13 protein-coding genes are annotated in these 14,548 nt (G+C 60.8%); 1 reads left to right on the top strand and 12 read right to left on the bottom strand.

Annotation, left to right across the window (positions count from 1 at the left end; translation table 11 throughout):
- Positions 1-51 precede the first annotated feature (51 nt).
- Positions 52-777, bottom strand: coding sequence for an ABC transporter ATP-binding protein (locus KYG_RS17985; RefSeq protein WP_008906359.1), 726 nt, complete (start codon positions 775-777; stop codon positions 52-54).
- Position 778: 1 nt separating this feature from the next.
- A complete protein-coding gene (locus KYG_RS17980; RefSeq protein ID WP_008906358.1) occupies positions 779-1,549 on the bottom strand; it encodes an ABC transporter ATP-binding protein in 771 nt (256 codons plus the stop codon).
- Positions 1,550-1,882: 333 nt separating this feature from the next.
- Between KYG_RS17980 and KYG_RS17975 the strand changes: the two genes are divergently transcribed.
- Positions 1,883-3,700, top strand: coding sequence for an ABC transporter transmembrane domain-containing protein (locus KYG_RS17975; protein WP_034695226.1), 1,818 nt, complete (start codon positions 1,883-1,885; stop codon positions 3,698-3,700).
- Between the two features lie 166 nt (positions 3,701-3,866).
- Here KYG_RS17975 and KYG_RS17970 read toward each other — a convergent pair whose 3' ends face one another.
- From KYG_RS17970 to nuoG, 10 genes are read right to left on the bottom strand one after another with little or no spacing between them, the layout of a single operon-like run.
- On the bottom strand, positions 3,867-4,352 hold the full coding sequence (locus KYG_RS17970; protein ID WP_008906356.1) for a DUF1178 family protein: 486 nt from the start codon (positions 4,350-4,352) through the stop codon (positions 3,867-3,869).
- 27 nt (positions 4,353-4,379) lie between these two features.
- On the bottom strand, positions 4,380-4,685 hold the full coding sequence (locus tag KYG_RS17965) for a DUF2818 family protein (protein WP_034695246.1): 306 nt from the start codon (positions 4,683-4,685) through the stop codon (positions 4,380-4,382).
- Between the two features lie 25 nt (positions 4,686-4,710).
- Positions 4,711-6,204 carry an NADH-quinone oxidoreductase subunit NuoN gene (gene nuoN / locus KYG_RS17960; RefSeq protein WP_008906354.1) on the bottom strand — a complete coding sequence of 498 codons (1,494 nt, stop codon included), beginning with the start codon at positions 6,202-6,204 and terminating at the stop codon, positions 4,711-4,713.
- A gap of 13 nt (positions 6,205-6,217) precedes the next feature.
- The gene (locus KYG_RS17955; protein ID WP_008906353.1) at positions 6,218-7,693 is read right to left on the bottom strand and encodes an NADH-quinone oxidoreductase subunit M; all 1,476 of its coding nucleotides are present in this window, start codon (positions 7,691-7,693) and stop codon (positions 6,218-6,220) included.
- 12 nt (positions 7,694-7,705) lie between these two features.
- Positions 7,706-9,751 (bottom strand): NADH-quinone oxidoreductase subunit L, encoded by a 2,046-nt coding sequence (gene nuoL / locus KYG_RS17950; protein ID WP_008906352.1) that lies wholly within the window; start codon positions 9,749-9,751, stop codon positions 7,706-7,708.
- 31 nt (positions 9,752-9,782) lie between these two features.
- Positions 9,783-10,091 (bottom strand): NADH-quinone oxidoreductase subunit NuoK, encoded by a 309-nt coding sequence (gene nuoK / locus KYG_RS17945; RefSeq protein WP_005793248.1) that lies wholly within the window; start codon positions 10,089-10,091, stop codon positions 9,783-9,785.
- Positions 10,088-10,756: an NADH-quinone oxidoreductase subunit J gene (locus KYG_RS17940; protein ID WP_008906351.1), complete on the bottom strand. Its 669-nt coding sequence runs from the start codon at positions 10,754-10,756 to the stop codon at positions 10,088-10,090. The genes nuoK and KYG_RS17940 overlap by 4 nt, the downstream gene beginning before the upstream one ends.
- A gap of 51 nt (positions 10,757-10,807) precedes the next feature.
- Positions 10,808-11,320, bottom strand: a complete 513-nt coding sequence (gene nuoI, locus KYG_RS17935) for an NADH-quinone oxidoreductase subunit NuoI (protein ID WP_008906350.1) — start codon at positions 11,318-11,320, stop codon at positions 10,808-10,810.
- Between the two features lie 12 nt (positions 11,321-11,332).
- On the bottom strand, positions 11,333-12,415 hold the full coding sequence (nuoH, locus tag KYG_RS17930; protein ID WP_008906349.1) for an NADH-quinone oxidoreductase subunit NuoH: 1,083 nt from the start codon (positions 12,413-12,415) through the stop codon (positions 11,333-11,335).
- Positions 12,412-14,544, bottom strand: coding sequence for an NADH-quinone oxidoreductase subunit NuoG (gene nuoG / locus KYG_RS17925; protein WP_008906348.1), 2,133 nt, complete (start codon positions 14,542-14,544; stop codon positions 12,412-12,414). The genes nuoH and nuoG overlap by 4 nt, the downstream gene beginning before the upstream one ends.
- Between the last annotated feature and the right edge of the window lie 4 nt (positions 14,545-14,548).

The following is a 14,548-nucleotide window of genomic DNA, read 5'->3' as shown; positions in this document are numbered from 1 at the left end:
TATGTCTCCTGGTGGTGTGGTGGAAGAAAGCGAAAAATATGCGGGCGTGTCTTACACACCCAGCAATTCGTTGAGCACGGACATCTTTTCTTCAAGCTCGGAGGCCCCGAACTTCTCGACGATGCGGCCATGCTCCATCACGTAAAACCGGTCGGCCAGGGGCGCGGCGAAGCGGAAGTTCTGCTCCACCATGACCACGGTGTAGCCTTTTTCGCGCAGCATCATGATCATTCGCGCGAGCGCCTGCACGATGACGGGAGCGAGGCCTTCGGAGATCTCGTCGAGCAGCAATAGGTTGGCCCCCGTGCGCAGGATGCGCGCGACCGCCAGCATCTGCTGCTCGCCGCCGGACAGGCGCGTGCCCTGGCTGTTCCTGCGTTCTGCCAGGTTGGGGAACATGGCGTAGATTTCCTGCACCGACATGCCGGCCGTGCCGGTCTTGAGCGCTGGCGGCAGCAGCAGGTTTTCTTCGCACGAGAGGCTGGAGAAGATGCCCCGCTCTTCCGGGCAGTAGCCCACGCCCAGGTGCGCAATGCGGTGTGTGGGCATGTTGATGGTTTCCACGCCGTTGATCTTGACCGAGCCTTTGCGCGAGCCGGTCAGGCCCATGATGGCGCGCATGGTGGTGGTGCGGCCGGCGCCGTTGCGACCCAGAAGGGTGACCACTTCGCCGGGCTGCACGACGATGTCCACGCCATGGAGCACGTGCGATTCACCGTACCAGGCTTCGAGGTTCCTGATTTCCAGGGCAGGGGTCTTGGATGCAGTCGTCGCCATCTCAGTGCGCTCCCTGCAGTTGGCCGTCGGTCGTGCCCATGTAGGCTTCCATGACTTGGGGGTTGTTGGAGACTTCTGCGTACGGGCCTTCTGCGAGCACCGCGCCGCGCTGCAGCACGGTGATGCGGTCAGCAATGGTGGAGACGACTTTCATGTTGTGCTCGACCATCAGGATGGTGCGGCCTGCAGAGACTTTCTTGATGAGCTGGGTGACGCGGTCCACGTCTTCGTGGCCCATGCCTTGGGTAGGCTCGTCCAGCAGCATGAGTTCAGGCTCCATGGAGAGTGTGGTGGCAATCTCCAGGGCGCGCTTTCTGCCGTAGGGCAGGTTCACCGTGACCTCGTCGGCCAGGTCTTCAAGCCCCACTTCCGTGAGCAACTGCATGGCCCGGTCGTCCAGCTGGCGCAGGGTGCGTTCGCTGCGCCAGAAGTGAAACGATGTGCCCAGCTTGCGCTGCAGGCCCAGCCGTACGTTCTCCATCAGCGTGAGGTGCGGGAACACTGCGGAGATCTGGAACGAGCGAATCACACCACGGCGGGCAATCTGCGCAGGTTGCTCGCGTGTGATGTCGTGGCCGTTGAAACGGATGGTGCCCGAGGTTGGCTCCAGGAACTTGGTCAGCAGGTTGAAGCAGGTGGTCTTGCCTGCACCGTTGGGGCCGATCAGCGCATGGATAGAACCCCGGCGCACGGCCAGGTTCACGTCGCTGACGGCGGTAAAGCCCTTGAACTCTTTGGTCAGGCTGTGGGTTTCAAGAATGACGTCGCTCATTGCGCCTGGGTCGCTCCGTAGGGTGCTGAGGAAAGAAGCCTTGTTCGGCAAGGTCTTCATGCGTGCGTTTTGATCGCAGTGAATGGTATGCCGCCACACCGGCACACATACTGGGACTAATGCCTATGTATAAACGCCTACACCCCGCCCCGTGTCCCCCCCGCAGTCCCACAGCGCTTGCTGACAGGCGGGCCGAGATGTTTGCAGACTCTTGCTTTTTGCTGACATCCACGGTTGCCAGCACTCGCAAACTCCGGCGTGCCCCCATGGCCAGCGCCACCGGGCCCGCAGGCTTGGGTGCTCCACCCCGGCACGGGCCCTACACTGCCATTCATGGCACCCACCCCCACTACAACGCCCGCACGCGGCGCGCCCAGCTCCCTGACCGGGCTCCTGCCCTTCTTGCGACCTTACCGGGTGCGCATCGCTTTGTCATTGCTGTTTCTGGTGCTCGCGGCGCTGGCGACGCTGGCGTTCCCCCTGGCCCTGCGCAACCTGGTGGATGCCGGGTTGCTCAACGCGGACAAAGGGGCGCAGACCATGGCGCTGCGCAATCATTTCGAAGCACTGTTCGCCGTGGCGGTCGCCCTGGGTGTTTTTTCGGCCGCGCGGTTTTACATGGTGAGCTGGCTCGGGGAGCGCGTCACTGCCGATCTGCGCCATGCGGTATATGCCCACGTACTGCAGCAAAGCCCGCAGTTCTTTGAAACCACGCAGACGGGGGAAGTCCTCTCGCGCCTCACCTCCGACACGACGCTGGTGCAGACAGTGGTGGGGGCGTCGCTGTCGATGGGATTGCGCAATGCCGTGATGGGGGTGGGCGCACTGGCGATGCTGGTGTGGACCAATCCTTATGTCATGTCGGTGGTGTTGCTGGCCGTGGTGCTGGTGGTATTGCCAACGCTGTGGATCGGGCGCAGGGTGCGGCGCCTTTCTCGCGATAGCCAGGACCGTGTGGCGGACTCCAGCGCCATTGCTGCCGAGGTGCTCAATGCCGTACCCGTGGTGCAAAGTTACACGGCCGAGACGCGCGAGTCCGCACGCTTCAGGCAGGCCACCGAAAACGCGTTCCAGGTTGCGGTCAAGCGCACCCGCGCCCGGGCCCTGCTCGTGGCCTTCATCATCATCGCCAACGCTGCCCTGTTGCTCTGGGGGCTATACCAAGGCACGGAGGCCGTACTCGCGGGCAAGATGACGGCCGGACATCTCGGGCAGACGGTGGTTTACGTGATTTTGCTGGCCGGCGCTGTGGCGGTGCTGGGCGAAGTCTATGGTGACCTGCTGCGGGCAGCCGGGGCCACGGAGCGGCTGATGGAGCTGCTGGGCACGCGGTCGCCCGTGGCAGACCCTGCCACACCACAAGATCTGCCCTTGTCGGATCGGGGCCTGGACGTGGAGTTCGAAAATGTCCAGTTCTTCTACCCCTCGCGCCCCGACCAACCCGCGCTGCAGAACTTTTCGCTGCACCTTGCACCGGGCGAAACGGTTGCATTGGTGGGCGCAAGCGGCGCAGGCAAAACCACGGTGTTCCAGCTGCTGCAGCGCTTCTACGAGGTGGGCGCGGGCGCGAAGGGCCCAGCCAAGGGCGTGATCCGGCTCAACGGCGTGGACATCCGCCACCTGCGGCTGGAGACACTGCGGTCGTGCACAGGGACGGTGCCGCAGGACGCTGTGATCTTCTCGGCATCGGCGATGGACAACATCCGCTACGGCCGCCCCGAGGCAACGGACGCAGAAGTCATCGCGGCCACCCGGGCCGCGTTTGCACACGACTTCATCACCGCCCTGCCCGAGGGCTATGCCACATTTCTGGGTGAGCGGGGCGTGCGGTTGTCTGGCGGCCAGCGGCAGCGCATTGCCATTGCCCGCGCCATGCTCAAGAACCCGCCCCTGCTGCTGCTGGACGAGGCCACCAGCGCACTGGACGCCGAAAGCGAACGCATGGTGCAGGCAGCGCTGGACACCGCCATGCAGCGCCATACGGGCCGCCGCACCACGCTGGTCATTGCACACCGGCTGGCGACGGTGCAAAACGCCGACCGCATCGTGGTGCTGGAACACGGACGTATCGTGGAGCAAGGCACTCACACGGCGCTGATGGCGCAAGGCGGCGTCTACGCACGGCTTGCGGCACTGCAGTTCACGGTTTGATCGGGTGGGCGAGGGATGGCCCAGCTAACCGCCCCGCTGCGGCCAACCAGCGCCGAGAAACAATTCAAAGCCCTCAAGAATGCTATTGAGCTTATAGCTGCCAGCGCTTATCCCATAAGCGCCAGAGTCCAAAAACACCAATATTCCGATTGCCCAGCGAGCAGCCTCACTGAAGGGTCTCTTTGGCCGCCAAAGGTAGCGGCAAGGGCACTACGGCGATGCCCTCCTCCACCAACTCCATCGCCTCATCGGGCGTGGCCTGGCCGCGTATGGCGCGCTCTTGCACCTCCCCGTGGTGGATGCGTCTGGCCTCTTGCGCAAACTGCGCGCCAACGTCCTCGGTCTTGGCGATGATCTGGCGCGCCAGCTGCAGCCACGCAGCCTGTAAAGCGGGGGGCAGGACGGTAGCATCCGTGGGCGCGTGACCAACTGTGAGCGCATCAGAAGGTTGCGCGGGCGCTGCCGCAGGGGCATGCGGCTCCCGGGCGCCGAGGTTCAGGCGGGGCGCACTCAGGCGCTTTTCAATGTGGTCGTCTGCACAGAGCGGACACTGCACCAGACCCCGGCTCCGTTGGCCCTGAAAATCATCTTCCGACGCAAACCAGCCTTCAAAGACGTGGCCCTGTCGGCATTGCAGGTCAAGCACCTTCATGGCTGGATAGTGCGGCCGAGCCGGTTGTCAACCGTGGCGCCGCAGCAGGTAACGGTAAACAAACCCCGGAAAGGCCAGTGTGAGAAACAGCGTGCCGGTGACGGCATAGAACTCCCACCCCTGGGGTGCAATCTGCCCGGCCCTGCGCTCCAGGAGCAGCGCCAGGCCACCCACCAGAAAGTACAGCAGCACGAGTTCTGCAAGTCGCCCGATCAGGGGTTTGCGCCCCGCAGCCTCAGGCCCGACGACCAGCCAGCGATGGTTCAGAAACGGCAGGTTGGCGGCGATGAAAGCCGCAACGATGACCAGCCAGACGGACGCCGTGATAGACACTGAGCCAACGAACGCAAAGCGCCGTTCAGGTTGCCAGTGCGCGCACGACGGCATCCGCACAGAGTGCCATCAGGCCACCGGGCAGGAGGCCAAGCACCAGCACCAAGGCGGCGTTGAGCGTGAGCACCACACGCACATCCACGGGAGCGGAGACACTCGAAGCGGTCAGCGGAGCATCAAAGTACATGACCTTGACCACGCGCAGGTAGTAGAAGGCACCGATGAGCGACATGATCACCGCAAACACGGCCATGGCAATGTACAGGGTCTGGCCCGAGGCCACCAGGGCCTGGAGTACCGCCAGCTTTGCGTAGAACCCCACCAGCGGCGGAATCCCGGCCATCGAGAACAGGCAGACCGCCATCACGCCGGCGTACAGGGGGCTGCGCTGGTTGAGGCCCGCGAAGTCTGAAATCTCTTCGCTTTCAAAGCCTTCACGTGCCAGCAGGAGGATGACACCGAATGCAGCCAGCGTGGTGAGCACATAAGTGACCACATAGAACATGGAGGCACTGTAGGCATTCTCGACCGCCGTTGCATCGACATTGCCGTTGATCACGCCGGACATCAGGCCGAGCAACACAAAACCCATCTGCGAAATCGTCGAGTACGCCAGCATGCGTTTCAGATTGGTCTGTGCAATGGCCGCAAGATTGCCCACCAGTAGCGAGCCAATGGCGAGCACCGCAAGCATCTGCTGCCAGTCAATGGCCAACGGGAGCAGACCATCCACCAGAAGCCGGATGGTGATGGCAAAGGCAGCCAGCTTCGGAGCGCCACCGATCATCAAGGTCACGGCCGTCGGCGCACCCTGGTACACGTCCGGAATCCACATGTGAAATGGCACGACACCCAGCTTGAAGGCCAGGCCGGCCACCACGAACACCAGGCCGAACACCAACACCTGGTGGCGGATTTGTCCGGCGTTCACTGCCTTGAAGACCTGGCCGATGTCTAGCGATCCTGTAGCGCCATAGACCATCGACAAGCCGTACAGCAGGAAGCCGCTGGCCATGGCGCCAAGCACGAAATACTTCATGGCAGCTTCGGTCGCGGTGGCGTTATCGCGGCGCAGGGCCACCAGGGCATAACTGGAAAGCGTCAGCAATTCCAGGCCCAGATAAATCACCAGGAAGTTGTTGCCCGAGATCATGATGAACATGCCCAGGAGCGCAAACATCGACAGGGTGAACATCTCACCGCCGCGCAACATGTCGCGGTCTGCCGCATAGGGGCGCCCGTAGACCAGCGTGATCATCATGGCCACCGTGGCAAAGCACTTGAGCCAGTTGCCCATGGCATCACTGACCACCATGTTGCCAAAGCCGTAGAACGTGTTGCCGCTGCTGGCATACATGGCTTGCAGCGCTGCAACCACTGCCAGCGTGAGCATGGTCAACACGTAGGTGCCTGTACGGCGCGCGCTGTGCACACCCAGATCGACCAGCGCAATCACGCAGGCCATGGTCAACAGCACGATTTCGGGGTAAATCGCGAGCCAGCTGATGTTGTCAATCATCTTCTTGAATCTCTTAGTTCAGCTTGGACAGCGCAACGTGCTTGAGCAGTTCCGCCACCGAGGTGTCCATCACGTCCGTGAACGGACGGGGATACAGGCCCATGGCCAGTACGGCAATGCCCAGCAGGGCCAGCACCAGGAATTCGCGGCTGTCGATATCTGTCAGCGCCTTCACGTTCTCGTTGCCCACAGGCCCCAGGTACACGCGCTTGAACATCCACAGCGTGTACGCTGCGCCAAAGATCAGCGCGGTGGCAGCCGCCAGGCCAATCCAGAAGTTGGCCTTGACGGCGCCGAGGATCACCATCCACTCGCCCACAAAGCCGGCAGTTCCTGGCAGGCCGCAGTTGGCCATCGCAAACAGCAGCGCAAAGGCCGTGAAGTTGGGCATGGTGTTGACCACACCGCCGTAAGCGGCGATTTCACGCGAATGCACGCGGTCATACAGCACGCCAATGGACAGGAACATCGCGCCAGAGACAAAGCCGTGGGCAATCATCTGCACCAGACCGCCAGACACGCCCAGATCGTTGAAGATAAAGAAGCCCAGCGTCACGAAGCCCATGTGCGCCACGGACGAATACGCCACCAGCTTCTTCATGTCCTTCTGGACCATGGCCACCAAGCCCACATAGATCACGGCAATCAGCGACAGGGCAATCATCAGCCAGGCCCACTCGCGCGATGCATCGGGGGCGATGGGCATGGAAAAACGCAGGAAGCCATAGGCCCCCAGCTTCAGCATGATGGCGGCCAGCACGGCGGAGCCGCCGGTGGGCGCCTCCACATGCACGTCGGGCAGCCACGTGTGCACCGGCCACATGGGCACCTTCACGGCAAATGCAGCAAAAAAGGCAAAGAACAGCAAGGTCTGCGCCGTACGGCTCAGCGGCAACTGGTGCCATGTTGCGATGTCGAAGCTGCCACCCGACTGGTTGTACAAAAAGATGAGCGCGATCAGCATCAACAGCGAACCGAGCAGCGTATACAGGAAGAACTTGAACGCCGCGTAGATCTTGTTGGGGCCACCCCAGATGCCGATGATCAGGTACATCGGGATCAGCGTGGCTTCGAAGAACACATAGAACAGCATGCCGTCCAGTGCGGTGAACACGCCAATCATCAGGCCGGACAGGATCAGGAACGCGCCCATGTACTGGTTGACGCGCTCGGTAATGGACTCCCAGGAAGCCATCACCACGATGACGGTGATAAACGCCGTCAGCGGCACGAACCAGAACGAAATGCCATCCACCCCCAGGTGGTAATGCACGTTGAAACGTTCGATCCAGGCAGCCTTCTCGACAAACTGCATCGCCGCGGTTCCCAGCTGGAAGCCGTCGTAAAGCGGCAGTGTCACCAGAAAGCCAATCATGGCACCCACCAGCGCCAGCCACCGCACGGCGCGGGCATGTTCATCCCGCCCGACAGCCAGCAGCAGCACACCAAAGGCAATCGGCGTCCAGATTGCAAGACTCAACAGACCCATTTGTTGTTTTCCTTATTTGATGAGCTGCAGGAGAGCATCGCCCCAGACAAACCAGGTCATCAGAGCGAAGACACCCAGGATCATCACCAGCGCGTAGTGAAAGATAAATCCCGACTGCATCCAGCGCACGATGCCGGAAACCCCACGCACCAACTTCCAAGAGCCGTTCACGAGAGCGCCGTCGATGATGGCCTGGTCGCCGACCTTCCAGAGGCCCACACCCAGCATGCGTGCCCCACGGGCAAGGACGTTCTCGTTGATCCAGTCCATGTAGTACTTGTTCTCCAGCAGCGTATACAACGGCTGAACGCGTGCCTTGATCGCGGCCGGCAACGCAGGATTCACCATGTACATGTAGTACGAGGCTGCCACACCTGCCAGTGCGAGCCAGAACGGCGCCGTTTGCAGCCCATGCAGTGCCATGCCCACCGGACCGTGGAAGATTTCTGCCAGCTTCGCCATGGCCGGGTGCTTGGCTGCGTCGACAAAAATGACGTCCTTGAAAAAGTCGCCAAACAGCATGGGCTGGATGAACATGAAGCCCACGACTACCGACGGTATGGCCAAAAGCACCAGCGGCACCGTCACCACCCAGGGGGATTCATGCGGCTTGGCATCATGCCCGTGGTGATCGTCATGACCATGATGGTCGTGGTGGTGCGCATCCGGGTTCTGGTCGTAGCGCTCCTTGCCATGGAAGACCAGGAAGTACATGCGGAACGAGTAGAACGCCGTGATGAAAACGCCCGCCAGCACCGCGAAGTGCGCAAACCCGGCCGCGGGCAGCTGGCTGAAATGCACTGCCTCGATGATGCTGTCCTTGGAGTAGAAACCCGAGAACAGCGGTGTTCCGATCAATGCCAGCGAGCCCAGCAGCGAGGTGATCCAGGTGATGGGCATGTACTTGCGCACGCCACCCATCCAGCGGATGTCCTGGTTATGGTGCATGCCCATGATGACCGAGCCGGCCCCGAGAAACAGCAGCGCCTTGAAGAACGCGTGGGTCATCAGGTGGAACACGGCCACCGAGTACGCCGAAGCCCCCAGCGCCACGGTCATGTAGCCCAGCTGCGAGAGCGTGGAATAGGCCACCACGCGTTTGATGTCGTTCTGGATGATGCCCAGGAAACCCATGAACAGCGCCGTGATGGCACCGATCACAAGAATGAAGTTCAACGCTGTATCAGACAGTTCAAACAGTGGCGACATGCGTGCCACCATGAAGATGCCCGCCGTCACCATGGTGGCCGCGTGGATCAGCGCCGAAATGGGGGTGGGACCTTCCATCGAATCGGGCAACCACACGTGCAACGGGAACTGAGCCGACTTGCCCATGGCACCGATGAAAAGGCAAATGCAGATGACGGTGATCAGCATCCAGTCAGTGCCAGGGAAAGCCAGACCACCCAGCTCACCTGTCTTTGCAAACACTTCGCCGTAGTTGAGCGTGCCAGCGTAGGCGGCAATCAGGCCAATGCCCAGGATAAAACCGAAGTCCCCCACCCGGTTGACCAGGAACGCCTTCATGTTGGCGAAGATGGCCGACGGCTTGTTGAACCAGAAGCCAATCAGCAGGTACGAAACCAGGCCCACGGCTTCCCAACCGAAGAACAGCTGCAGCAGGTTATTGCTCATGACAAGCATGAGCATCGAGAACGTGAACAACGAGATGTAGGCAAAGAAACGGTTATAGCCGTCATCCTCTTCCATGTAGCCAATGGTGTAGATGTGCACCATGAGGGACACGAAAGTCACCACAACCATCATCATGGCCGTGAGGCTATCCACCAGGAAACCAACTTCCATCTTGAGACCACCTACGACCATCCAGGTGTAAAGCGTCTCGTTGAACCGGGCACCGTCGACCGCAACGCTCTTGAGCGTCATCGCCGACAGCACGAACGCCACAAGCACGCCCAGAATCGTCAGGGTATGGCTCAGTCGGCGGCCAATCCAGTTACCACCAAAGGTCGTACCAAAGATGCCGGCCAGCAAAGCGCCCGCAAGCGGTGCCAGCGGCACGGCCAGGAGCGTTGAAGCAGAGAGGGTTTGACTCATTCTTGAGAACCTTGGGAATACGGGGAGACCATCAACCCTTGAGGGTGTTGAGGTCTTCCGCGTTGATGCTGGACTTGTTGCGGAACAGCAGTACCAGAATGGCCAGGCCAATGGCCGACTCGGCTGCCGCCACGGTCAGGATGAAGAACACGAACACCTGGCCGTGCATGTCGCCCAGGTAGTGCGAAAAGGCGACGAAGTTCATGTTCACGGCCAAAAGCATCAATTCGATGGCCATCAGCAGCACGATCAGGTTCTTGCGGTTCAGGAAAATCCCGATCACCGCCAGCGCGAACAGCATCGCACCCAGCGAGAGAAAGTGTCCCAGCGTCAGCGTCATGCTTTTTTCTCCTCAGCGGCAGGCGCGGTCGGCGCTTCGTCCACCGGCTTTTGCGTAGCAGCGACCTTCACCACTTCCAGCCGGTCCGCAGCACGGACGCGGATCTGCGCAGCGGGGTTGATGGCCTTGCTGTCCTTGCGCTGACGAAGAGTCAACGCAATGGCTGCAATCATCGCCACCAGCAGGATCACCGCCGCAATTTCAACGGGGTAGAGATACTCGGTGTACAGCAGGATGCCCAGCGCCTTCGTGTTCGAATAGGGAACCACTTGTCCTGCGGCGTTCACCATCGTTGCGACCGCCTTTGGTTCGTCCATGCCCCGAAAACCACCCATCAGCACCGCAGCCATTTCCAGGGCAATCAGCGCGCCCACTGTGGCTGCCAGGGGAAAATGCTTCCAGAAACCCTTGCGCACCGTGTCCACATGGATGTCCAGCATCATCACGACGAACAGGAACAGCACCATCACCGCGCCCAGGTACACAAGCACCAGGGCAATGGCCAAAAACTCGGCTTTGAGCAACAGCCATACGGCCGAAGCTTGCGAAAACGCGAGAATGAGATAGAGCACAGCGTGCACCGGATTGCGCGCGGTGATCACCCGGAAGGCCGCAAACAGCAGCACGACCGAGAAGAGGTAGAAGAAACCAGTCTTGGCGTCCATGAATCGGGTCTTTATAGAAAGTCTGGCAAAACAGGCTGCACCGGGCACCGCTTAGCGGTACTTGGCGTCCGCAGCCTTGGCTGCCGCGATTTCACCTTCGTACCGGTCGCCTACGGCCAGGAGCATGTCCTTCGTGAAATACAGATCGCCGCGCTTTTCGCCGTGGTATTCGAAGATATGGGTCTCCACAATCGAATCCACCGGGCAACTCTCCTCGCAGAAACCGCAAAAAATGCACTTGGTCAGGTCGATGTCGTAGCGTGTGGTACGGCGCGATCCATCTGAACGTACATCCGACTCAATGGTGATGGCCATCGCCGGGCACACAGCCTCGCAAAGTTTGCAGGCAATGCACCGCTCTTCACCGTTGTCATAACGGCGCAACGCGTGCAGGCCACGGAAACGGGGAGACAAGGGGGTCTTCTCTTCCGGGAACTGGACGGTCACCTTGCGGCGAAAAGCGTAGCGACCCGTAAGGGCCATGCCCTTGAGTAACTCCACGAGCATGAAGCTCTTGAAGAAATCCTTGATCGAAAAAGGTGCAGCAGCAGCAACAGCAGTCATTTGTGTCCCCGCTTATTTCCAGATATTCCAAGGCGAGAGCAACCACCCGCCGACAAACAACAAATACACCAGCGTGACTGGAATAAAGATCTTCCAGCCCAGACGCATGATCTGGTCATAGCGGAACCGCGGGAAGGTAGCCCGGATCCAGATGAACATCGAGACCACTAGGAAGGTCTTGATCCCCAACCAGATCCACCCTGGAATCCAGTTGAACAGCGCGCTGTCGATGGGGGGCAACCAGCCGCCGAGAAACATCAGTGCAGCCAGTATCGAAACAAGCCACATGCTGGCGTACTCGGCCAGGAAGAAGATCGCAAAGCCCATGCCGGAATACTCCACCATGTGCCCGGCCACGATTTCTGCCTCACCTTCCACCACGTCAAAGGGATGGCGGTTGGTTTCTGCCACACCCGAAATCAGGTAGACCAGAAAGATGGGCAACAACGGGAGCCAGTTCCAGGATAGGAAAGTCAGGCCTTTATCTGCAGCCATGCCACGACCCTGCCCCATCACGATCTCGGTGAGATTCATGCTGCCGGAGACCATGATCACCACCAGGAAGCAGAAACCCATGGCAATTTCGTAACTCACCATCTGAGCGGAAGCGCGCAGGGCACCCAGGAACGCATATTTGGAGTTCGAGGCCCAGCCCGCAATGATCACGCCGTACACCTCGATCGAGGTGATGGCCATCACCAGCAGCAAGCCTGCGTTGACGTTTGCCAGCGCGACGTCCGGGCCGAACGGGATCGCCACCCAGGCAGCCAGCGCCGGCATGATAGCCATGACAGGGCCCAGCACAAACAGCCCTTTGCTGGCGGCCGTGGGCTGGATGATTTCCTTTGTCAGCAATTTCAGCGCATCGGCAATAGGCTGCAGCAATCCCAAGGGACCCACGCGATTGGGGCCGTGGCGAACCTGCATGAAGCCCAGGAGCTTGCGTTCCCAAAGCGTGAGATAGGCCACCGCACCCATCAGCGGCGCCAGGATACACACGATCTTGATGAGAATCCAGAGTACCGGCCACACCACGCCAGTCCACCAGCCAAAGGAAAGCAGGTTCAGGCCTGCGTTGTAAATCGCGTCGATCATGCGGCCACTCCTTCACGAGCGCTGCGGGCGTCAGCAGTGAGCTGCAAGGACGCGGAACGGCGCACCAGGCTGTCCAGTTGATAGATGGATGCGACCACCGGCTCGCCAACCGCTGCGGCTCCGGTGGAGACCGCCTTCACCACATTGGACAGCTGGTCAGCCGACAGCTGCGTGATCGTGCCTGCAGGAGCATTTGTGGCACGGGCCAGCACATCCTGCGAGGTTTCAAAGTCAAAGCCCGGCACATCCAGCAGATTGGCCAGAACACGCAGAACCTTCCACGCAGGACGGGTGTCACCCAGAGGACGTACCACGGCGTGGAAACTTTGCAGTCGGCCTTCGGCGTTGACAAAGCTGCCGGAGGTTTCCGTGAACGGGGCAATTGGCAACAGAACGTCACTGAACTCCATGTTGGCCTTGAAGGGGCTCAACGTGACCACCATCTCTGCACCAGCCAGGGCGGTTGCAGCCTTCGCGCCCGCAGCCGTATCATGAACTGGCTCGGTGTTGAGCAGCACCGCGGCCTTCAAACCACCGGAGAGCATTTGAGCCGCATTCAGACCACCGCCGACGGGATGGGCACCTACAAACTGCGCACCCACCGTGTTGGCAGCTTCCGTGAGGTAACCCACGCTCGCGCCGGTGTTCTCAGCAATCCAGTTGGCAAGTGCCAGCAGCTGACTGGCTTGCGCATGGTGTGCAGCGGCATTGCCCAGCAGCACAGCCTTGCGCTCACCACCGAGCAGGGAGCGGGCGATGGCCTGGGTTGCCTCGCTGGCAGCCGCCGCGCCTTGAGGTGCGGCAACGCCTTTCTCCTGGGCCACGGCGCACGCAATGCCACCCAAGATTTGCACCCATTGCGCAGCGCCTTGCGCCACGAAAGATTGAACGGGCATGGCCCAATCGTGAGTCACCGACGCGATGGCGCTTACCTGGCAGCCATGGCGGGCAGCCTGACGGATGCGCTGGGCAAACAATGGATGGTCTTTACGCAGATTGGAGCCCACCACCAGCACGCGTTGCAGCGTGGACAGCGAAGCGATGGACGTACCCAGCCAGCGGATTCCCTCCGGCGCCGCGAACTCCGCATTGCGCAGGCGGTAGTCGATGTTGTCGCCGCCGAGGCCACGTACCAGCGCTGCCGCCAGGTACAGTTCCTCCAGCGTGCTGTGCGGACTGACCAATGCCCCAATACTGCTCGCGCCATGGTCATGCTTGATGTTCTTGAGACCGTTGGCCACATACTCCAACGCGGTCTGCCAGTCCACTTCCTTCCACGCCCCGCCCTGCTTGAGCATGGGCCGGGTCAGGCGCTCGTCGCTGCTGAGCGCCTCATAGGAAAAACGGTCGCGGTCGGCAATCCAGCATTCATTGACGGCCTCGTTCTCGAACGGCACAACACGCATGACCTTGTGGTTCTTGACCTGAACAATCAGGTTGGCGCCGGTGGAGTCATGTGGGCTTACCGAGCGACGGCGCGACAGCTCCCAGGTGCGGGCGCTGTAGCGGAAAGGCTTGCTGGTCAGCGCACCGACCGGGCAGATGTCGATCATGTTGCCCGACAGCTCCGAGTCCACCGTGTCGCCGGTGACCGTGGTGATTTCAGAATGCTCGCCACGATGGATCATGCCGAGCTCCATCACGCCCGCCACTTCCTGGCCGAAGCGAACGCAGCGGGTGCAGTGGATGCAGCGGCTCATCTCCTCCATGGAGATCAGCGGGCCCACGTCCTTGTGGAACACCACGCGCTTTTCTTCCTCATAACGCGAGGAAGAGCCCCCATAGCCCACAGCCAGATCCTGCAGCTGGCACTCGCCCCCCTGGTCGCAGATAGGGCAATCCAGAGGGTGGTTGATGAGCAAAAACTCCATGACCGACTGCTGCGCCTTGATGGCTTTGTCGCTCTTGGTGCGCACGATCATTCCCTGCGTGACCGGCGTGGCACAGGCAGGCATGGGCTTAGGAGCTTTCTCAACATCCACCAGGCACATGCGGCAATTGGCGGCGATCGAAAGTTTCTTGTGGTAGCAGAAATGCGGAATGTAAGTGCCTGCCTTCTCGGCTGCATGCATCACCATGCAGCCTTCGGCGACTTCCACTTTCTGACCGTCCAGTTCAATTTCAACCATATGT

Source organism: Acidovorax sp. NO-1 (assembly GCF_000238595.1).
Taxonomy (GTDB): Bacteria; Pseudomonadota; Gammaproteobacteria; order Burkholderiales; family Burkholderiaceae_C; genus Acidovorax.
This window is presented reverse-complemented; position numbering and strand designations above follow the sequence as displayed.

What these genes read in the sequence shown, in the direction of transcription:
- KYG_RS17985 (WP_008906359.1), bottom strand. Translation starts at nt 777, where the DNA reads ATGGCGACGACTGCATCCAAGACCCCTGCCCTGGAAATCAGGAACCTC.
- KYG_RS17980 (WP_008906358.1), bottom strand. Translation starts at nt 1,549, where the DNA reads ATGAGCGACGTCATTCTTGAAACCCACAGCCTGACCAAAGAGTTCAAG.
- KYG_RS17975 (WP_034695226.1), top strand. Translation starts at nt 1,883, where the DNA reads ATGGCACCCACCCCCACTACAACGCCCGCACGCGGCGCGCCCAGCTCC.
- KYG_RS17970 (WP_008906356.1), bottom strand. Translation starts at nt 4,352, where the DNA reads ATGAAGGTGCTTGACCTGCAATGCCGACAGGGCCACGTCTTTGAAGGC.
- nuoN (WP_008906354.1), bottom strand. Translation starts at nt 6,204, where the DNA reads ATGATTGACAACATCAGCTGGCTCGCGATTTACCCCGAAATCGTGCTG.
- KYG_RS17955 (WP_008906353.1), bottom strand. Translation starts at nt 7,693, where the DNA reads ATGGGTCTGTTGAGTCTTGCAATCTGGACGCCGATTGCCTTTGGTGTG.
- nuoL (WP_008906352.1), bottom strand. Translation starts at nt 9,751, where the DNA reads ATGAGTCAAACCCTCTCTGCTTCAACGCTCCTGGCCGTGCCGCTGGCA.
- nuoK (WP_005793248.1), bottom strand. Translation starts at nt 10,091, where the DNA reads ATGACGCTGACGCTGGGACACTTTCTCTCGCTGGGTGCGATGCTGTTC.
- KYG_RS17940 (WP_008906351.1), bottom strand. Translation starts at nt 10,756, where the DNA reads ATGGACGCCAAGACTGGTTTCTTCTACCTCTTCTCGGTCGTGCTGCTG.
- nuoI (WP_008906350.1), bottom strand. Translation starts at nt 11,320, where the DNA reads ATGACTGCTGTTGCTGCTGCTGCACCTTTTTCGATCAAGGATTTCTTC.
- nuoH (WP_008906349.1), bottom strand. Translation starts at nt 12,415, where the DNA reads ATGATCGACGCGATTTACAACGCAGGCCTGAACCTGCTTTCCTTTGGC.
- nuoG (WP_008906348.1), bottom strand. Translation starts at nt 14,544, where the DNA reads ATGGTTGAAATTGAACTGGACGGTCAGAAAGTGGAAGTCGCCGAAGGC.